Origin of the sequence: Pseudoalteromonas sp. S1610 (genome assembly GCF_005887465.1) — a bacterium.
GTDB classification, from domain to species: Bacteria; Pseudomonadota; Gammaproteobacteria; order Enterobacterales; family Alteromonadaceae; genus Pseudoalteromonas; species Pseudoalteromonas undina.
The window spans coordinates 213,865-234,901 of record NZ_PNDI01000010.1 but is presented as its reverse complement, the minus strand read 5'-3'; the positions used below and the strand labels follow the sequence as shown (position 1 = coordinate 234,901).

Genomic DNA, 21,037 nt, shown 5'->3' with positions numbered 1-21,037 from the left:
ACTATTAAGCGCTTAAAAACTTGATTAGCAGTCCAAAAAAATTGTCTGTGAGTCCAAACGATTTAATCATTAAAAAGGCTGATTATGTATTCGTCACAGTTAAATAAAAAACGCCAACAACTTGATGTACTTATTGAAAACAAAGTGAGCTTTGCTGCCGACAACAGCGAACTGAGTATTTATGATACTTATAAAAGTGCGCAAAAAGTGGCGCTGCATTCAAACGAATTACTGTTTTGTGCCATGCTCAGTGGCAAGAAAATTATGCATGTTGAGAATAGTCATTATCATAAAGCGTTTTTACCCCACGAATCGTTTGTATTAGCGCCCGAGCAAGGGGTGCTGATTGATTTTCCACAGGCAACTCTCAACTCACCTACCACCTGTTTAGCGATTGAAATCAGCACAGATAAAATAACCAATGTGGCTAATGCGCTTAATATGCAGCAAAACTTTGCTAGTGATACCTTATTTGAATACAGCCCTAATTTAGTGCATACCCAACATAATGCGCAAACTCAGCAGTTATTAGAGCGAATGGTGCATTTATTTAGTGAGCAAGGCGCCGAGCGACACTACCTAATTGATTTATCGTTAAACGAATTGATCACCCGTTTACTGCAACAACAAAGCCGCGATTTATTAATGGCCAACTGCGATAAACTGCGTCTAAAAAGTAACGTGAGTGATGCACTGCAATACATTGAAGAGCATTTAAGCGACACACTCGACATAGACACATTATGCAAAATAACTTGTATGAGTCGTAGTAAGTTTTACCAGCAATTTAAACTCGCTTTTGGCACCAGCCCTGCGCTTTGGCAGCAACAACTTAGGCTTAAAAAAGCCCGCACGCTTTTATTAGAAGGCCAAGCTATAAGTAAAGTGTGCTACGACCTTGGTTTTAATAGCGCCAGTCATTTTAGCCGTTTATTTAAGCAAACCTTTGGGATTGCACCTAAACAGTGTCGGCATTAACTCAATGCAACAGTTTTTGTTATATTAAACAGCCTAATATGTTAATTTACTAATTTCCTGCTAAGTAGTAATGAGTCGCTGATGAGTAAACCCACCCGCTGGACATTAAAAAGTATCGCCAAAGAGTTAGGTGTGTCTAATGCTACGGTATCAAATGCGTTTAATCGCCCTGATCAACTCTCGGCTAAACGACGCGAAGCCATACTTAAAGCTTGCAAAGAGCTCGGTTATTATGGCCCTAATAAAGCGGCGCAATCTTTGCGAAGTGGCACATTTAATATTGTTGCTTTAGTGCTGCCAGATAGCGTGGAATATATGGTGTCAGACCCTGTCGCCAGTAGCTTTATGCGTGGTGTAACCTCAGTGCTTGAAAAAAACAGCATTAATGTTTTATTGTTTTCAGGCAATAGCGACAATCTCAATAACGTTGTTGATTTTGTTGATGGCTTTATTTGTTATGGTCGCCCGCGAAATAAAGCACTGGTAGAGCAACTAAAAACAGTACAAAAACATGTGGTTACTGTGGATTTTGATATTGCCCGCAACGCATCAATTAACATAAACAACGAACAAGCCAGTTACGAAATAGCCAAACATGTTTTGCACAGGGCAACTGATAACGTGGCAATATTGGGCTTGAGATTACTCGATGAAAATGTATTGTGCCGAGTTTACGAACATCATGAGTTTGAAACGGGTCAATCTATTTCTCACCAACGCTTACGAGGTTATCAGCGTGCGTTAAATGAAGCGAATGTAACTGTAGCCGACGACCGCATTTGGAATATTCCTGAAAGTAGCGAGCGTTTTGCCAGCATAGCTGCAAAAGAAGTATTAAACGCCTCACCACGCCCTGATGTGATTATATGTATGAGTGATTTAATCGCCCTCGCCACCATGCGAGAAGCAATAAAACAAGGGATAAAAATAGGGAATGAGCTACGTATTGTTGGATTTGATGGCATAGAAGAAGCAGCCCGTTTTGTGCCTCGCCTTACGACTATTCATCAAAATAGCCAAGAAAAAGGTGTAATAGCTGCTAACTTATTTATTTCTAAAGAAGAAAAACAACACGAAGTAGGTTACGCACTCGATATTGGTGCAAGTAGCTGAGTGCTGTTAGTAGCGCAGATAAAAAAGCCAAGCTTAAGTTGCTTGGCTTTTTGGTTTTCAACAAATAAAGCTATTTAAACTAATAAACTTTGTAAGTTTAAAGTGGTTTCTTGAGCACCATTAACCTGTGTAATAAGTGCGGTACGACTTGTAAAATCAATACTCAAAGAAATTGACTGTTGTTCAAGCTTCCACATTAAACAACATACATTTTCGCCACCTTGAGCAGTAAATTCACCAGCAAATGCAGGGTGTTCATTACGTATTTTAATTAACGCTATTAATCCTTTTACTACCGGCTTATTTAGCGCTTCATCTATTTTAGCGGCATCTAAATAAGGGCGATTAATATCACGACCAACGTTCGTGCTCGCCAGAAGCTCCATATCATTTTTGCAAGCAAATAAACCACCGTAATATACTTGTGGTACACCCGGTGCAAAAAATTGAATGGCGCGAGATAATAAGTAATCAAAATCATTTGCGCCCAATGCATCGTAATACGTACAGTTAACTTGATATAGGTCGACGTTACTTGCAGCTGCACCTGTTGCTTTACGGCTCTGGTTATTGCTGTTGGCATGCATGGTTTCTACTAGATTATCTATTTGAGATGCGTTCAACAGCCCAGGTTTATCGCCCATTGGACCCGCGTCAATAATGCCAATGCCATCATGGGTGTCTAGTACAGTTAAACAGTTACGCGGTGAAATTTGTAACCACTTAAGCAGTGCGTCTACGTCATTATTAAATAAGCTATGTAAAATAAGCGGTGGTAGGGCAAAGTCGTACACCATGTTTACGCGCTTAGCCACGTCAACTTGAGTTTGATAATGGCTATGAATTTCAGCAATGGTTTCCATGCCTAAATCATTTGCCTGCTTTGAGAGTTTATCTAAATAGGCAAATGTTTCATCCAGCATAAAACAGTTAGTACCTGCTTGCTTAATGGCATAACCCGCTGCATCTAAACGAATAATGTTTACGTTGTTAGCAGAAAATTTAGTAAGTACGTTATTTAAATAGGCAATGCCTGCTTCTACTTTTACATTTATATCAATTTGGTTGTCAGTAAAGGTGGTCCAAAAATCATACGTTTGACCATCACCGCATTTCATTGGTGTAAAACAGCTTCCAGGCCGTGGACGGTAAATGGCTTGTTGTTCTTGGTTGCTCATGCCATTAGGGAATACGTCTTCTTTAGTTAAAAATAAATCCCAAAATTCAGAGGCTTTGCCTTTGGCCAGCACATCCTGAAATTGAAACGATTGCGCCGATACATGGTTCACTATTAAGTCGGCCATTAAATCATGGTCTTTTCCAAGTACTTGAATATCTGACCAAGTTCCTATTCGGGCATCAACTTCACTGTGATCAATTGGGTCAAAACCTGCATCGCTACCATCTATTGGGTTATAAAATGGTAATAAGTGCACCCCTGCAAAAACGTCTTTAAGTGGACCCTTTAGAAGTGCTGTTAATGCGTTTATATCTTTACCGGTGATTCGATCAGCATATGTGATCAATTGAACTTTATTCTTCATCATGTGTGATTACCAAGTTGAAACTTAATCGATTAAGATATATCTTTAACTAGCAGGTGAGAATTTACAAGTAATTTTTAAATATTTTACATACAAATATCGTGGCTCGATTAATACTACAATAAGTTACTGACGACTTAATGTGTGTTACCAAGCATTTAACGAGGAAAAGCAAATGACAAAATCACACACACACGTAAGCAGCGATCCGTTGCAACAAATTCGTTGGCTCACATACATGATGTTTTTTATGTTTGCCATGACCTCTGACGCCGTTGGCATGATCATTCCCGAACTCATAAGCGATTTTGGATTAAGTATGACCCAAGCCAGTGCGTTTCATTATGCGCCTATGGCCATGATTGCAATAAGTGGATTATTTCTAGGCTTTTTAGCCGATAGTCTTGGCCGTAAAAAAACGATTATGCTTGGTTTATTAATATTCTCTGCAAGTTGTTTTTTGTTTGCGATTAGCAGCAGCTTTATATTTTTTGTTTTTTTACTGTGCTGTATTGGCCTCGCCATTGGTTTATTTAAAACCGGTGCATTGGCGCTTTTAGGTGATATTTCTAATAGCAACGAAGAGCACACCAAAACCATGAATAAAGTAGAAGGCTTTTTTGGCATTGGAGCCATTGTTGGCCCTGCTTTAGTTGGCGTGCTACTGGTTCAAAATGTAAGTTGGACTTACCTTTACATCATTGCTGGCATTATGTGTTTGATTTTGGCATTGCTTGCTTGGCGTGCCGATTACCCTGCTGTGGTAAAAAGTACAGATAAGCCAGCCTCACTAAAAACGACTATAAAAATGGTTAAAAATCCTTATGCACTGGGTTTTTCACTTGCAATTGCTTTATATGTTGCCACCGAAGTCGCCATATACGTGTGGATGCCTACTCTGCTAAAAGATTACACTGGCTCATGGCCGCTGCTGGCCACTTACGCACTTACAATCTTTTTTGTGTTACGTGCTGCAGGGCGTTTTATTGCGGTATGGTTACTGAATAGGTTTAGTTGGCAAGGAGTTATGGCTTACTTAAGCTTTGGCATTGCGCTGTGTTACGTTGGCACTCTTTATGGCGGCGTTGATTGGGCTGTGGCTTTATTACCTCTCTCAGGTTTATTTATGTCGATGGTCTACCCTACTTTAAACTCTAAGGGAATATCGTGTTTTCCTGTGCATCAACACGGTGCAGTAGCCGGCGTTATATTATTTTTTACCGCACTGTCAGCCGCCTTAGCACCTTTATTTATGGGTATGATCAGCGATTACTTTGGACACGTACGCTACGGTTTTTATTTAGCTACGGGTTTTGCAGTCATATTATTTTTGGCTATGCTATTTAATTATATTCGTGACCCATCAGCAGCAGCATTAGAGCAAAGTAACTTAGTCGCTGAGTAAACAAACAACTTTTAATGCTATAAAAACATTATAAAAATCAATGTTTGAGTAAAAAAACAGCAAATAATTAACAAAATAATTTGCTTATTGTAAAAACTTTGTTATTTTTACTTAATCGATTAAGTAAAAATAACAACTTCCCTTAGGATTTAAAACGAGGCGTTCACATGACAACACACAACACACCTTTATATCTGATCAGTGCTTTAGCGCTCGCCGTTAGCCAAGGCGTTAATGCACAACAACAAGAGCAAAATACACAAGCGCAAGCTAACAAAGGGCTAGAAACAATTGTTGTTACCGGTGTTCCCCGCCGTACAACGATAATGGCGTCAAGTTCTTCTGTAAGCAGTGTGTCGCTTGAGCAAGTTGAGGTGTCTACGCCTCGCTCTACTGCTGAGGCATTTAGAATTATTCCTGGGGTTCGCTCAGAATCAACCGGCGGTGAAGGTAACGCCAACATTGCAGTACGTGGTTTACCGGTTGCCTCTGGTGGTGCTAAATTTTTACAGCTTCAAGAAGATGGCTTACCTGTTTTACAATATGGCGATATTGCATTTGGTAACGCTGACATTTTTATGCGCTTAGATAACACAGTGCAAACCATTGAATCTATTCGTGGTGGTTCAGCCTCTACCGCAGCAAGTAATGCACCGGGTGGCATAATTAATTTCATTTCTAAAAATGGCGAAAACGAATCGGGCAGCGTATCAACTACACTTGGCCTAGATTACGATACTATTCGAACTGACTTTGAATATGGCACCTATTTAAATGACACTGTACGCTTTCATGTTGGTGGTTTTGTACGTCAAGGTGAAGGCCCACGTGAAACAGGTTACACATCAAATAAAGGTGGGCAAATTAAAGCCAACCTGACCAAAGATTTTGAAAATGGATACGTGCGTCTTTATTACAAACATTTAGATGATAAAAGTGTTGGCTACTTACCTATGCCAATGTATGCAAATGGTGACTCAATTCCTGGGTTTGACGCACAATCAGATACCCCGCATTCGGCATTATTTACTAAAACAGTGCGCTTAAACGGCGAAAATCAAATAAGCAACGGCGATATTCGCGATGGTATGAATCCGCAAGTTGACTCAATTGGTTTTGAGGCTGTATTTGATTTAGACAACGATTGGCGTATTGAAAATCGTTTTCGTAAATCATCTGTAAGCGGTAATTTTAATTCATTGATCCCAGCTGAAGTTGGCAATGCATCAGCTATAGCGCAAAGTATTGGTGGTGTGGGTGCAACGCTTAGTAATGCGACCACAGGTGCTGCATTTAACGATGATTTAGCCATGCGTATTCATACGTTTGACGTAACCATGAACGACTTTGACTCAATTGTTAACGACTTCAAACTGACTAAATCGCTAAGCGATGATACTAGCGTTACTTTTGGCTATTATGCGTCAACCCAAAATATTGCCATGTCGTGGTTATGGAATTCCTACCTAATGGAGCTCAAAGGTGATAACGCTGCGCTATTAAATGTAACAGCCGCCGATGGGACTGAATTCTCTGAAAATGGCTTATACGCTTATGGCACGCCTTTTTGGGGTAACTGTTGCCAACGTGATTACGACACAGAATACGACACTCGTGCACCCTATGTTGCATTTTCAACTAAGGTGGGTGACGTAAGTATTGATGCTAGTGCCCGTTATGACAGCGGTGAAGCACGTGGTAACTATGCAGGCGCGGTTACCTCAACCGTTGATATGAATCGCGACGGTGTGATTTCTGTTCCTGAACAAAATGTTGCAGGTATTGACCTTGCAAATGCTAGCCCTGTTAATTACGACTGGGATTACGCATCATATTCAATTGGTGCCAATTACCAAATTGACTCAAGCCTTGCAACGTTTGCACGATTGAGTAAAGGCGGTCGCGCCAATACTGACCGACTTTTATTTGGTAAAGTTCGCGCCGATGGCTCAGTAGCCGATGAAGATGCCGTTGATGAAGTAAACCAGTATGAGTTTGGTATTAAAAAGCGCTTTGATTCACTGTCAGTTTTTGCCACGGCATTTTATGCACAAACTGAAGAGCAAAACTTCGAAGCGACATCACAAACCTTTTTTGACCGCGAATATGAAGCAAAAGGGATTGAGGTTGAATCAACCTACTTTATTGATGCATGGGATTTTCGTGGTAATTTAACGTGGACAGACGCTGAAATTGCAAAAGATGCACTTACCCCTGAAGTGGTTGGTAATACGCCTCGTCGCCAAGCTGATTTAATTTACTCATTAATGGCACGTTACACTTATGAAAAAGGCTCTGCAGGCCTAAGCTTTATCGGTACTACCGATGCCTATGCTCAAGATAATAACGATCTTAAGTTTGATGGTTACACTCAAGTAAATGGCTTTGTAAGCTACGATTTATCAGAAAATCTTAATATTGCGTTAAACGTAAATAACCTATTCGATACGGTAGGTATTACTGAAGCAGAAGAAGGCTCAATACCTGATAACAACATTATACGCGCACGTGCTATTAATGGCCGTACAACGTCATTGACGTTTAAATACGCGTTTAACTAACCAACTTTAGTGTAACAATTGCTGAAGCTATGTTTGTTCAGCGATTGTTACACTAGTTTTAATAATTCTCCCTTGAATTTTGACCTAGCCATGCTAGGTTTTTTAGGATTTACACTATGACCAAATTACTTAGCCTTGGTGAACTGCTTATTGATATGCTGCCTCAAGACTCTCAAAACAGTGCTTACTTGCCCATTCCAGGAGGTGCTCCAGCTAATGTGGCTGTAGGTTACGCAAAGCTCGGCGGCAAAGCTGCGTTTTGTGGCGGTATGGGAGATGATTATTTTGCTAAACAATTAACTAATGCGCTTGAGCAATATAATGTAGATACTGAGTATTTATTTACCATAGAAGGCGCGCAAACAGCTATGGTTATTGTCAGCCTAGATGAAAGCGGCGAACGCAGCTTTAACTTTTATCGTCATCAAACAGCCGATTTACTGTTAACGAATGAGCATTTAAAGCTTATTAATTGGGATAAATTGAGTACCCTACACTTTTGTTCAAACACCTTAACCAATACAGCTATAGCAAAAACCACTGTGTGTGCTTTAAAGCAGGCTAAAAACAACCACAAACTCGTTAGCTTTGATGTAAATTTACGCTACAGTTTATGGCAAAATAGCAATGACATTGAGCAAAACGTGCATGCATGCTACGCGTATTGCGATATTGTTAAGCTCTCACGTGATGAGTTAAATTTTTTAGCAACGCAACGCCAACAATCAGTTGAAGCCTACTTACAATCACTGCTTGAATTAGGCGTCAAGCTGGTGTTTTTAACCGATGGTCCGGCACCAGCGACTGTTTACCATAACGCTTTTACCCTCAGTGAAGCAGCCCCAACAATTACCGCTGTAGATACCACCAGCGCCGGTGATGCTTTTATTGCTGGCGTACTGTACTACTTAAACCACAGCGATAATGCAGTGCCACTTACTGATAAGCTAAATGATGAGTCAATAGTAAAAAAAGCGCTTCACTTTGGTCTTCGCTGTGGCTCAAAAGCATGCTTAGCTAAAGGCGCTTTTCCTGCGCTTCCCACGCAAAAAACACTGTCAAAATAAACCAAGATACTTACAAAAAAGGCCACTGTTGGCCTTTTTTATTAAGCGTCATGCATTATTGGTTTTTAACCACTCTAGAGCGGTAGTGGCATTTTCAAAGTATTGTATTTCACCCGACATAAACCAACTGCCTAACTTAGCTATGGTTGATTGCCACTCTTTATTGCCGTAAATCGCTATTTTTTTAAACTCTTTGTTGTGCTTTAAGCCAAGTTTTAAATCGTCCCAAGCAGCACGAAGCTCCCAACCATCTAACTCGGTGCCATCTATTAATACATTAACAATAGGATGCTTAACTTCGCCTAGCGCTGAATCGATCATCGGTGTGATCACTTCATAGTCTTTGTGAGTTAAGGTACCAATTGCCTTAAGTGTTAAGAAAAACTCACTGCCTGAGCGCTCAATACCAATCGACAAACCATGTGTTAAATTAACCATAACTCAACCCTTGAATGAAAAGAGCTTAAATTATAGGCAATAGTTAAAAGCTTTTATTTGAAGCAGATCAAAAAAGTCACTTAATGCAGATTTATTTTTTGAGTTAATTATGTTTTTTTAACCGATTAACTTGGTTTTTTACATCGTTTAAATAGCCGGTTTTTATCCATACTCTTGCGCCATTGTTACCCGCGGTGGCGTTTATTTGGCTATTAACAGGCACTCTAAGCCAGCTGTGTTTTTCAAGTGTGTCGTTATGTTCTTGTAAAGTGCCATCCAAAACCAACAACTCAGCGCCACCACTCACCGTGAGCGTTAAAGATTGATTAGCATTAAACTGTACAATACTCACTGTTTCATACGTATCTTGATATAACAAAATGACATTTAGGTCATTAAACTCGGGGGTTTTCTGCCCTTGCATCTGCTGTGTGTGAATACACACGTGCTGGCGATCTTCTGGCTGAAACTGCCATAGTTTTACAAAAATAATACAACCGTCTTTTGAGCCAGGAGTATGCTTTGATTGTGGAGGATTACGAATATAGGTACCTTTTGGAAAGTCACCATGCTCATCTTGAAATACCCCATCAAGTACTAAAAACTCTTCACCGCCGGTATGTGTATGTGGGCTAAAGTGGCTGTTTGGCGCATAACGTACAATGCTAGTGGCACGAGCAACCTCGTCGCCCACTCTGTCAAGTGGACGTCTATCAACACCCGGCATGGGCGAAGCTATCCACTCAAGTGACTCACTATGCACCACCACACGTTGACTAAAGTCGGCAGCAATTTTCATATTTGACTCCAAATTATTAATTTATAACTAAACGCCAATACTTGGCTAAGGTTTTTTTGCCAAAAATGCCTCACTGCAGTATTCCCCATTTAATAAATCGACAGCAACAAACTTTCTTTATCAGTCGGCTTTTTTTCAGCAAGTGCAATACGAGCCTGCAATGGGTTTGGGTAATTTTCTACGTCATAAATTTTCATAATGCTCTCTTATATTTTTCACGACAACTTTGGTTTATATTGGCAAACAAAAACTACCTACTGATAGGTAATTTATAGCAAGCGCTAAATATTTGCAAACTAAAAACAAAAGAGCTTGAAAATAACTACCTACTGGTTGATAATTTTTTCAGATAACAGCAAGGAAATATCAAAATGAGTAAAAAAGCAGCCCTGCTACAAGCCGCAGAAAATAAAGTGCGACTGGGTGGTTATAGCAACTTTAGCTTTAGAGAACTTGCTACTGAGATTGGTATAAAAAGTGCCAGTGTGCATTATCACTTTCCAACGAAAGCTGATTTAGGCGCTGAACTCGCGCATCAATACACCGATGCCTTTATTGCAGTACTTGGCGATCCGAATGTACATAAAGCAAACGGTAAAAATCCCATCGATATTTACACTCAGTTATTTAGAAATGCGCTCGTGATAGACAAAAAGATGTGTTTATGTGGCTTACTCGGTGCAGAAAGCGACAGCCTACCCGATAAAGTGCGGGTTGAAGTTCAGCGGTTTTTTAATAAAAACTTAGCCTGGTTAACTCAAGCACATCAAATAAATGGAGAGCTTAATCCTGCTCGGGCGGCAATACAAACAGTCAGCTTATTAGAAGGGGCAATGATTATTAGTAAAACCCTAGATGATATCAGCTACTTCGAACAAGCGACTTTTTAGCGGTAGATAGTCAACATAAGTGGTTGGTGATCAGAAAGTTGATAAATCTATTAACTAAATTACTACTTGTTCAAGCATAAAAAAGCGAGCTTAAATAAAGCTCGCTTTTTGCATTAATAACTATGTAGTTTTAAGCTGGACGCACTTTATGTTTTGAATGCACAAAAGCCAATACAATGAAGCCTACAACAGCAACCGCTACACCAATTGGTTTACCTAAATCACTTGATAAGTTTAATCCTATTGCCGCAGTCATTATGTATGACAGGGTCACAGCTGAAGCAATTACAGCAGGTATACTAGCAATCCAGTGGAATGTACCACGGTCAAATAAATACTTAGTAGCAAGCCATAAAACACTGGTAGAAAGCAGCATATTTGAAAACGCGAAGTAGCGCCAAATAACAGAGAAGTCGAGCTTAGTCATAAAGTAAGCAATGGTTAAAATTGGCAACGCTAACAACAAACGATTACGTAAACTTTGCGGAATACTAAACGCATCCACCATTGTTAGGCGCAGTGAGCGGAACGCCGTATCACCTGAGGTGATAGGGAAAACAGCAACAGCAATAATAGCCATAATACCACCAAATACACCTAAGTAGCTGTTTGCAATATGGTTAACCACTAAGCCTGGACCGCCTAAATCAAGCATCGATTTTAAACCCGCATAACCTTCTGGGAAGGCAGCAATACCAGCAAGCGCCCACACACAACCTACAATACCTTCGCACATCATCGCGCCATAATAAACCGGGCGTACATATTTTTCGTTAGTTAAACAACGAGCAATAATAGGTGCTTGCGTTGAGTGAAAACCACTAATGGCACCACAAGTAATGGTGATAAATAGCAACGGCCAAGTAGGCAGTCCATCAGGGTTTGGGGCTAAAAAGTCGTGAGCATGATCGGCTTCAAAATACGCTAAAAAGTCGCCAGCTACTGGTAAATGGGGTGCGTTGATTAACAGTGAGACTGCAATAGCAACTGTCATTACAATCATTAACAAGCCAAAAATAGGGTAAAACTTAGTGATGATTTTATCGATTGGTAATAACGTGGCTAAAAAGTAGTAAGCTAAAATAGCGAGAACCCAAAATGTATTACTAGCAAAAATGGTGCCTTCAAATGCATCTAAGTTACTCAATAATCCTGCAGGGCTCATAATAAACACTACACCAACAAAGAATAACAACATAGCAGTAAATATAAGCATAAAGCCTTTAAATACTACGTTGTAATAATGGCCTGCAATTTCAGGTAAACTTTTACCGTCTTCTTTAATACTCATTACGCCAGAGAAAAAGTCGTGTACAGCTCCACCTAAAACGTTACCAAGTACAATCCAAACCAGCGCTACTGGGCCATACAAGGCGCCAAGTATAGGACCAAATATGGGGCCTACTCCTGCAATATTCAAAAACTGAATTAAAAATGCACGAACAGGGTGAATAGCAACATAGTCAACACCTTCGCTAAAACGCTTCTGTGGTGTGTCTACTGTCGAGTCCATACCCGCTTGTTTTTCAACAAACGGGCTATAAAACTTATAGCCTAATATTAAAATAGTCAGGCAAATAAAAAAGATGATCATAAAGCACGCTTCTCTTTTTGTATGTGTGTATAGGGCACAGTATTGCAGCCCAAAATTTAAAATAACAATTGAACGTAGCATATGAAAAAACACGCAACAATGAGACGTTTGGCTAATGCGCTTACAAAATGTAATTTATTCGAAAAAATAAAACTAAGTAAAAGCTTAAGTTACTCATAAAAACAGCATTAAAAAACGTTAAAAGTACTTATATTGCGACTAAAATCTATAAGCCAATTTGCAATAATAGCTACACCTGAGTGATTAATTAGCCTACGATAAACATTATTACTACTTTAAATTTACTACCTTTGCCCTACATGGCTTTGCCAAAAAACAAGGATGCCCTCAATGACACCGTTTACTACGCCCGATTTATACGATGAACATCGCGACCATGTGCAAGTTGCTGACAGTGGCTTGCAACACTTTGGTAATAAAACTCACTTTTATGGTCAAGTAGTGACCGTCACCTGCCCTGACGACAACTCATTTGCTGGTAACATACTGCATGAAAACGGTGAGGGAAAAGTATTGATTGTTGATGGTTTTGCCAGTAAACGTTTTGCCTTTATTGGCGATATGATTGCAGAGCGCGCACTAAAAAATGGCTGGCAGGGCATAATTATTAATGGTTGCTGTCGCGATATTGAAATTCTTGCCACACTTGATTTACCTGTAATGGCGCTAGGCGCAACACCGCGCTGCACCACTAAGCGCGGTTTAGGTGCTAAAGATCACCCGGTTAATATGTTAAACACCACAATTAATACCGGTGATTGGGTATATGCTGATGTAAACGGCTTAATAATTAGCTCTAAAGCGTTGTTTTAATCCCTCGTAATAGTCGTTAACAAAAAAAAGCAGCTCGAAAGCTGCTTTTGTAATTTACATGATTTTTTAAAACCCAAATTCTCAGGTTAAAATTAAAGTGCTAACCATACATCGGTTGAGCCAGGTTCGTTCCCTTGAGTCCACCATTTAGCTTGGTACTTATTACCTTGATAAGAAACTTCATCACCACTGTTATAAATAGCCGTTGGCTGCCAAACTGCGACACCCGTACCATCTGTAGGTTGTGTTGTTGCTTCCCATGCACCACCTAAATCAGGACGCTCGCCTTGAGTCCACCACTTTGCTTTATATTCAACGCCGTTATAAGTAACGACATCACCACCAACGTATGCAACACTCGCATCCCAGCTTCCTGTAGGTGGATTTGTAGTATCAACGTTTATAACTGTTACGCTAAAGCTTTGCGTTGTGGTTAATGCGCCATCACTGACTGCAACAGACACTGTGAAGTCTGTATCGGTATCTACAGCGCCAGCCTCAATAGTTACATTTGCATCACTGCCCACTAATGTTAAGCCTGCTGGTACTGTCCACGTATACGAAAGGGCGTCGTTTTGAGCATCATTAGCCACTACAGCTACACTTGCTGATGCGCCCTCTTCAACGCTGATATTAGCGATAGCATCAACGCTCGGTGCTGTGTTTTCGCCTCCTGATGTTGGCGCAATAACATTAACAACAACATCACGATTAACAGTTGCTTGACCATCTGATACCGCAACAGTTGCCACATACTGTGTATCTGCAGTCACTGTTGGCGCTGTAATGACTAATGATGCACTATTTTGTCCAGATACCACCAGTGCGCTATCAGCATTCCAGCTAAAGCTAAGTGGATCGTTATCTGCATCAGTTGCAGAAGCTGTTACTGTAATACTCTCGCCTGAATTAACAGACACTGATGAAGACACAGAAACAACTGGCTTTTTATTTGTTGGCGGAGCAACTACTCCTCCTAAACCATCATGCATAGCATTAAGAATATCACCATTATCCGCATCTATTTCCCATGCAAATAAACCACCTAAATTATACTGATTAACATACGCTCCCTTCGCCAGTACTGACTTACGGCTATCATAAGTAATTAGTTTACCGGTTGCACGATTCCATACATAAGCGGCTTGTGCTTGCTCATCATAACCCACTTCAAAACCATTAATACCGGTGCCCGCAGCACCAATCATATTGGCTTTAACGCCCTTGTAATCAATAACCCCATCTTCCCATACGCCTTGTGCCGTAGAGCCTTTTAACGGGCCATTACCAGGGGCAGTCATTGGGTTACCATCAATCGCTGCATTTTGCGGGTAAACACCTTCCCAACCACGGCCATACATAGCCGTGCCGACGACGATTTTTTTCGATGGTACATTTTGCGCAAGTAACAGCTGCACTGCATTATCGGTGGTATAAGCAGGGCCTTTACGAGGTTCACCATTATCATCAAGCCCGGTACCATTACATTGACCAGCACTCATATGTTCGCCACAGTAAAGTGCTGTTTGGTGACCGGTTACGTTACTCCATGCGCCATAAAAGTCATAGGTCATGGCAAAAATATAATCCATGTATTGGCTTGCGGCTTGGTAGTCTACATCTTCAATTTTATCGTAACCTGCACCAATGGCTGAGGTTAACTCGTAAGTACGACCTGTTTCTGCTTCTAGTTTATCAAGCATAGCGCGTAGCTCTTGCATTAGCGCCACATAGGCTGGGCCATCGTTGATTGGATCGCCAATGTCTGGGTTGGGGCCGTCACCACCTGGGAATTCCCAGTCAATATCTACACCATCATAGAATTTCCATGTTCTTAAAAATTCTTCCATTGAGGCAACAAAGATGTCGCGGTTAGCTTTATTGGTAAAGCCACCGAATGGGTCTGATAACGTCCAACCACCTACAGATGGTAAAATTTTAATATCTGGGTAACGCTGTTTAAGCGCCATTAGCTGAGAGTAAGTACCACGGATAGGATCTTTTGCATCAACCCCTGGCAGTGCTTTTTGTACTGCTGCCCATGGGTCGTGAATAACCACTTCGTAATCTGCAGAGCCGGCACAAGCGGTTTCAAGTGCACGTTTAGGACCACCCGATAACGATGCGTTTTCACCACAAATTGGAATAAAGCCATACAAAATATGACTCAGATTTTGTGCTGGCATATTCGTTACATCATAATCACGGCCATAAATTCCCCACTCCACAAAGTAAGCGCCTGTAACTAAACCTTGTTTGATACCAATGTCACGGTTATTTGGGTCAACATCCATGGGTAATGGTGCTAGGTGTCCGCCGTCGGTGTCAGCAATTACAATTGGTTTGCCTGCACTGCGAGCACACGTTGTGCCACCTTCACATAGCTCAACATACATTGTATGGCGGCCCGCTTTATCATAAGGGAATGTGATAGTGCCACTTTTAGAACCAGCAGCAAGCGTGCCCTCATTGACTAGCATGTCATCAAAATAGACTTTGTAGCTATCGCCACCATCACCACTCCATGCACTCCACTGAATGTTGATATTAACTTGTTCAACACGGGTAACTAGCTGCTTATAAGAGCCGTTTCCCTCAAGATCTACCTCAACAAACGAATATTGCTGTGGTTCCCAATTAATGCTTGGTGTAGACGGTGCAGCAGATGCTGTGCTTGCAAATAAAGCAACACCGATGGCTGCGCTTAGTTGTTTGATATTCATAGGTCTCTCTTATCCATTATTTATGTAATTATTTAATAAGTTTGAACTGCAAAACTTAGGCTTTATTAAAGTTTGGTCCATACATTGGCTTGCCCTGGCGTATCGCCCTGAGTCCACCATTTAGCGCGATAGCGCTGTCCTTGATACGTTACTTCTGCGCCAGCTTGGTAGGCTTTGCTGGTATTCCAAGTGGCTGCTGTGTCAGCTTTCGAGGCTGATTCCCATGCCGCTGAGGTATCTGGTTGTTGGCCTTTGTTCCACCATTTAGCGGTGTAAATCACGTTAGCAAAACGGGCTTTATCGTTTGCTTGATAGATCTGAGTGCTGTCCCATTCAGGTACTGTTGGATCAACAGGGTCAACCGGATCGACCACAGGTACATCGTTAACCGTGACTCTAAAACTGGTTTGGGTACTTAATTGACCATCCGATACAGATACTGCAATGGTGTAATCGGTGTTTGCTGATACCTCTGCAGTGGTTAAGTTGATGTTGGCACCAGAGCCTGTAAAGCTTAGCGGTGTAGGTACTGTCCAGCTGTAAGTTAGCTCACTTTGCTCATCATCAAAGGCATGCAGATGAATTGCTGTTGTGGTGTTTTCATCAACTACTAGGTTATCTGGGGTGTGTACAATGGGTGCGGTGTTTGTTGGCGCACCTTGCACACTCAAGGCATAGGTATAATTTGCATCGCTGCTATACACTTGGTTTATCAGTACGTCGGTTGCATCAAACGTAATGTCGCCCGCTTGGTTTTGCACCCCAATTTGCACTAAATGCGCGTAATCAAGGTTAAGTTGTTCAGCCAATGCTTGTTGCCAATTTGCTTGATTGTCGGCATTGATTTTAAGCTGTTGGTTGATTACCTCTTGGCCTGTTTCGTCAAATAATCGCGCCCATACGATGCCGCCTGCAATGGCATTTTGCCCTTGGCGAACAAAATAACCGACGCTAGTCCACGAATTTGGATCAGTCGGGCCTGCGTCATTTACTATGTTGATGTCGCTACAGTTATAAAAGCCTTCACCAACCACATCATTACGTTGCCAACGGCTATATAAAATGGCCTCGCCGCTACGGTCTTGCGGAATTGCAACACTCATTTCGTAGTAGCGTTTACCATCAGGGTCTTTAACAACCTCAATGTTGTCGTGCTCTTGCACTAGCTGTAAGTCTTGCCAAGTTAGTACGTCAGTTGCGCTATTGAAGCTTGGCTTGGTAATGTAAAACTGCCAAAAGCTTGGGTTGTGCGGGGTTGATGCAAGGTAACGTATTTGAATATCACCATTGGCATTGGGCACTACATCGCTGCGCTGCCAATGTGGTGATGGTAAATCCATACCCCGTTTGGCTGTATCGCCACCAGCACATAAAGTGCCGTTTGGTACATTGGCCTCAACTGCAGTTTGATTTAAATAGTCAGGAGTATTAACCGAAAATTCAATCGCTTGTACAAACTGCACCGTGCCCGATTCTAAATATGCGGCTCGACACGCAAGGTTAGGAATATTTGTGCCGTCTTCAGGCCACCAGTACCCGCCATCAACCTGACAAATTGCTTGGCGCGCTTTAGGGCTATCCATATAACCATGTGCTTGCACTTGCGGTGCTAGTGTACTGAGTAGTAAACCACTGGTAATTGCAGATAGCGTAATCGTGTTAAGTTTAATTGATGCCATTATTTTATCCTTTATAAGACTCAATACATGGGGCAAGCTCAGGCTTACCCCTCATTGTTTTGTAAATTACAGGCTACAACTTAAGATCCAATCAGCTGTTACACCCGGCTCAGAGGTTGTCCACCATTTGGCTTTGTACACTGCATTGTTATGCACCATTAGATCGCCGCCAGCAGCATGGCTTGGGTTGCCCGCCCAGTCAGTTTGAGGAAAGTTTGGATAAGCAGGTATCGTGGCTATATCAACTCCTTCACACATACCTACAGGATCACCTCCTCCGTTATCCGGATTGCCCGTATCATCACCTGGTGTTGCATCTGGTAGCATTGGGTATTCAGCTTTGAATGCGTAAGTTTTGCCATCTTTTTCAATGGTAAAGTTACTAGGCCCTGTAATTGGCATGTAGTACATAACTTGCGCATTCACAGTTGCACCAGCGCTAAAGTCTTTTGGCTGACCACCCCACTCATTGTTTAATGTGATTGAGAAACGGTGAAACTCGTTCTCATAACCACCAATGTTGTTACCGGCTGCGTTCGAGCCATTTACTTCTACAGCCATGCCCAGTTTTTCTTGTGCATTCCAGTTAGATTTAAAAATAGCGGAAGTTGATACCGGCACATCAAATGAGATTTTTGCACCACTTAAATCAAGACTTGAGTTATTAGTAAATGCAAACGTTGGGCTGATTGGGTAATTATCATCACCAATTGGGAAGTCTTTTGCTGTAAATGTGACATCTACTGCTTCAGCAGGCACTGTGAAGTTTGGATTTCCGCCATGCACATCATATGCAACACCGCTTTGATTAAACTTGTCGTATGCTAATGAAGTTAACGTAGAACCCATGAAGTACTCGCCTTTGGCTGAATCGTAGTCAAAGTCACCTGCCAGCTCCCAGAACATAATACCGCCAAGACCATTGTTGATAACGTAATCAACTTTTGTTGCCATTGACTCTTCATCTTCAATTGAAAGGAATACTTTTTTATCAGCGTTCCATAACCAAGGGGCTACGGCAACGCTGTCATAGTGACGAGTATAAGTACCTGTTAAGCGGTCATCAGCGTCTGTATCAGGTGTTAAGCCATACACGCCTAAATACGAGCCTACAATACCGTTTTCAAGGTTTTTAACATGCCATAATGGGTTTGAACCAGCTGGCATTTCTTGGCCTGCATCGTTCTTATCATGCCAAAGGTTATCAATGCCTAACGCACCATTACCGCATTTGTTTTTCTCACCTACGCCGGTACCTTTAGCGCAATCAGCTTGATTTGGTAGCGCCGCTTGGCCCCATAAACCGTTTGTTCCGCCTGATACATCTTTAAAGCCACGGGTGTAATAAGGTAAACCAATATTGATTCGACCCGCTGACATCGCACCACGGAAGTAACGCACTGCCCAATCAGTATTTAAATACCCAATGCCTTCAAACTCTTTGGTGCCGTATACATTCCATTGCGCAAGCTCTGAGTCTAACCCAGTATCAAATAATGCCGCGTTGTGACCTACGTGCGAGTTCCATGCGCCATGTAAGTCATAAGACATGATATTTACATAATCGAGATATTGAACCGCTTGGAAGGTTTCCATACCGCGCAGTAAATAACCTGAAGAAGGCGATGCAATCGTGAGTAAATAATGCTTACCCGCAGCTTCACCTGCACGGTCTAGCTCTTCACGTACTTTTTTCATTAGCACTTGGTATGAGGCATTTAAACCACCACGACGTGCATTAGAAATTGGGAAGTCATCAGGGTGGCCTGAGTCATTCATTGATGATGGATATTCGTAATCAATATCAACACCATCAAAGCCATATTTTTCGATAAACTCAACTGCACTTTGTGCAAATGCATTGATACCTGCATGGTTAACTGAACCATCAGCATTGGTGGTCATGGTGTAAAAACCACCGCTCGCAACACGGCCTGTTTCATCAAAGTAACCGCCGGTTTCAGCCCAACCACCTACAGATATGAGTGTTTTTACATCTGGGTGTTGTTTTTTGTATTTGTTTAACAGGTTAAAGTGACCTTTGTAGTTAAACTCTGGGTCCATTTCAGCGCCAACTACGCCCGGCCATTCCATATTAGTAGCAGGATTATTTACTGAAGTAGGATCGCCAATAGATACTTTGTTGTTTGCATCAACATGGGCAAATGCATAGTTGATGTGGGTGATTTTATCCCACGGAATATCGTTCACTAAATAACTGGGTTGACCATTAGCGCCATTACGCCAGCTAGTAAAGTATCCAATTACACGGCGTGGATGATCTGGGCCCATGATCTCACGGCCATCAGCGTCATAAATCGTACAGTAAGGCGTGTTTACACCGGGAGTTTGATATAAACCTTGGGGACGACAGTCAGTGCCCGTAACTGGGCCGGTATTTTCATCAACAACCGTTAATACTTTTGTTACTTGCGCTGTTGCACCGTCGTTATCTGTCACCGTTAGGGTGAAAGTTGCCTGACCAAGTGCCGTTGCTTGCCATGCAAAACTGCTCGCTGGTGAGCTTGATTGATGAACATCCACCCCGTTTGCTGCAAAGCTCAGAGCCGTTACTTGGCCATCACTATCAGTTCCAGAAAGTGCAAACACCACCTGCGAACCAACAACTAGTTGATCCGGTAGCGTGCTAAATGAAATAGCGGCAACTGGTGCTTGATTAACAGGGTCAACAATCACTGAATCACTTACACTTATCGTATTAACAACTTCAGCAGAGTTCGCGCCTTTATCGTCTGTTGCTACAGCACTAATTTGATGTTCGCCCGCAATAGCTTGCCAGTTAACACTAAACGGCGCAGTGTTATCAACCGCAATGGAAGTACCGTCTATAAAAAACTCCACACCTGCAACCGAGCCATCTGAATCAGTTGCTTGCGCCAAAATGACAACGCTGTCTTTATCGTTAAATAAAGAACCATTCCCAGGTGTTATCTCAGTAATTATAGGCGATTGATTATCATTGACAGCGCTGTCACATACATCCAAAAGTAACCAGTCTTGATATTGACCTGCATTCTCCAAAGGATTGGCTTGTGTCCACCACTTGGCTTCATAGGCATTATTTTGTGCCTTAACTTGGCTTCCTGCTGTATGAGTTTGCCCTAACTCCCATGCCGTTAATGTACTGCAATCAGTTGATGCGTATACATTTAAACTAAATGCACTTAGAGATAAGGCACTTAATTTGAAGGCATTTTTTATTATTTTCCGTGAGCTCATTTGCTCCTCCGCTTAGTGTGTTAAGAAATGCTATTGTCAGTTTCCATTTATGAAACTAGCATGAACAAAGTAAATATCAAGTAAATAAAGTGTAATTAATGAACAAAAAAAGTATTAATTAACTAATTAATAATATAAGACTAGTTATTTATACGTATAAAAATCCATTCAT

At 41.5% G+C, this 21,037-nt stretch carries 14 protein-coding genes and 1 pseudogene; 7 read left to right on the top strand and 8 right to left on the bottom strand.

Annotated elements, in window-relative coordinates:
- Positions 1-84: 84 nt before the first annotated feature.
- Together CWB77_RS05790 and CWB77_RS05785 are read left to right on the top strand one after the other, a co-directional pair.
- Positions 85-978 carry an AraC family transcriptional regulator gene (locus CWB77_RS05790; protein ID WP_010389287.1) on the top strand — a complete coding sequence of 298 codons (894 nt, stop codon included), beginning with the start codon at positions 85-87 and terminating at the stop codon, positions 976-978.
- Between the two features lie 81 nt (positions 979-1,059).
- Complete coding sequence (locus tag CWB77_RS05785; RefSeq protein WP_138621766.1) at positions 1,060-2,091, top strand: LacI family DNA-binding transcriptional regulator; 1,032 nt, start codon at positions 1,060-1,062, stop codon at positions 2,089-2,091.
- Between the two features lie 74 nt (positions 2,092-2,165).
- Here the strand turns inward: CWB77_RS05785 and gtfA are convergent, their stop codons facing one another.
- A complete protein-coding gene (gtfA, locus tag CWB77_RS05780) occupies positions 2,166-3,638 on the bottom strand; it encodes a sucrose phosphorylase (protein WP_138621764.1) in 1,473 nt (490 codons plus the stop codon).
- A gap of 172 nt (positions 3,639-3,810) precedes the next feature.
- Here gtfA and CWB77_RS05775 point away from each other — a divergent pair, with 172 nt between their 5' ends.
- From CWB77_RS05775 to CWB77_RS05765, 3 genes are all read left to right on the top strand, one after another.
- Entirely contained in the window at positions 3,811-5,040 is a 1,230-nt protein-coding gene (locus CWB77_RS05775; protein WP_055011497.1) for an MFS transporter, read from the top strand.
- A gap of 167 nt (positions 5,041-5,207) precedes the next feature.
- Positions 5,208-7,601: a TonB-dependent receptor gene (locus CWB77_RS05770; RefSeq protein ID WP_138621762.1), complete on the top strand. Its 2,394-nt coding sequence runs from the start codon at positions 5,208-5,210 to the stop codon at positions 7,599-7,601.
- Between the two features lie 116 nt (positions 7,602-7,717).
- Positions 7,718-8,668, top strand: a complete 951-nt coding sequence (locus CWB77_RS05765; protein WP_138621760.1) for a carbohydrate kinase family protein — start codon at positions 7,718-7,720, stop codon at positions 8,666-8,668.
- 48 nt (positions 8,669-8,716) lie between these two features.
- On the opposite strand, the gene CWB77_RS05760 is transcribed toward CWB77_RS05765, so the two are convergent.
- The 3 genes and pseudogenes from CWB77_RS05760 to CWB77_RS05750 form a co-directional block, all read right to left on the bottom strand.
- Positions 8,717-9,106 carry a SpoIIAA family protein gene (locus tag CWB77_RS05760; RefSeq protein ID WP_010389301.1) on the bottom strand — a complete coding sequence of 130 codons (390 nt, stop codon included), beginning with the start codon at positions 9,104-9,106 and terminating at the stop codon, positions 8,717-8,719.
- A 103-nt stretch (positions 9,107-9,209) separates the two neighbouring features.
- Positions 9,210-9,905 (bottom strand): cupin domain-containing protein, encoded by a 696-nt coding sequence (locus CWB77_RS05755; RefSeq protein WP_138621758.1) that lies wholly within the window; start codon positions 9,903-9,905, stop codon positions 9,210-9,212.
- A 48-nt stretch (positions 9,906-9,953) separates the two neighbouring features.
- Positions 9,954-10,102: pseudogene (locus CWB77_RS05750) on the bottom strand (thioredoxin domain-containing protein); the annotation flags it as partial.
- A 174-nt stretch (positions 10,103-10,276) separates the two neighbouring features.
- On the opposite strand from CWB77_RS05750, the gene CWB77_RS05745 reads away from it, so the two are divergent.
- The gene (locus CWB77_RS05745; RefSeq protein ID WP_010389306.1) at positions 10,277-10,795 is read left to right on the top strand and encodes a TetR/AcrR family transcriptional regulator; all 519 of its coding nucleotides are present in this window, start codon (positions 10,277-10,279) and stop codon (positions 10,793-10,795) included.
- A 130-nt stretch (positions 10,796-10,925) separates the two neighbouring features.
- Here the strand turns inward: CWB77_RS05745 and CWB77_RS05740 are convergent, their stop codons facing one another.
- Entirely contained in the window at positions 10,926-12,389 is a 1,464-nt protein-coding gene (locus CWB77_RS05740) for a carbon starvation CstA family protein (RefSeq protein WP_010389308.1), read from the bottom strand.
- A gap of 351 nt (positions 12,390-12,740) precedes the next feature.
- Between CWB77_RS05740 and CWB77_RS05735 the strand changes: the two genes are divergently transcribed.
- Positions 12,741-13,223 carry a putative 4-hydroxy-4-methyl-2-oxoglutarate aldolase gene (locus tag CWB77_RS05735; protein ID WP_010389309.1) on the top strand — a complete coding sequence of 161 codons (483 nt, stop codon included), beginning with the start codon at positions 12,741-12,743 and terminating at the stop codon, positions 13,221-13,223.
- Positions 13,224-13,315: 92 nt separating this feature from the next.
- Here the strand turns inward: CWB77_RS05735 and CWB77_RS05730 are convergent, their stop codons facing one another.
- From CWB77_RS05730 to CWB77_RS05720, 3 genes are all read right to left on the bottom strand, one after another.
- Positions 13,316-15,946, bottom strand: coding sequence for a glycosyl hydrolase family 18 protein (locus CWB77_RS05730; RefSeq protein WP_138621756.1), 2,631 nt, complete (start codon positions 15,944-15,946; stop codon positions 13,316-13,318).
- Between the two features lie 65 nt (positions 15,947-16,011).
- Positions 16,012-17,625, bottom strand: a complete 1,614-nt coding sequence (locus CWB77_RS05725) for a lytic polysaccharide monooxygenase (RefSeq protein ID WP_138621754.1) — start codon at positions 17,623-17,625, stop codon at positions 16,012-16,014.
- Between the two features lie 66 nt (positions 17,626-17,691).
- Entirely contained in the window at positions 17,692-20,865 is a 3,174-nt protein-coding gene (locus CWB77_RS05720; protein ID WP_138621752.1) for a glycosyl hydrolase family 18 protein, read from the bottom strand.
- Positions 20,866-21,037 lie beyond the last annotated feature (172 nt).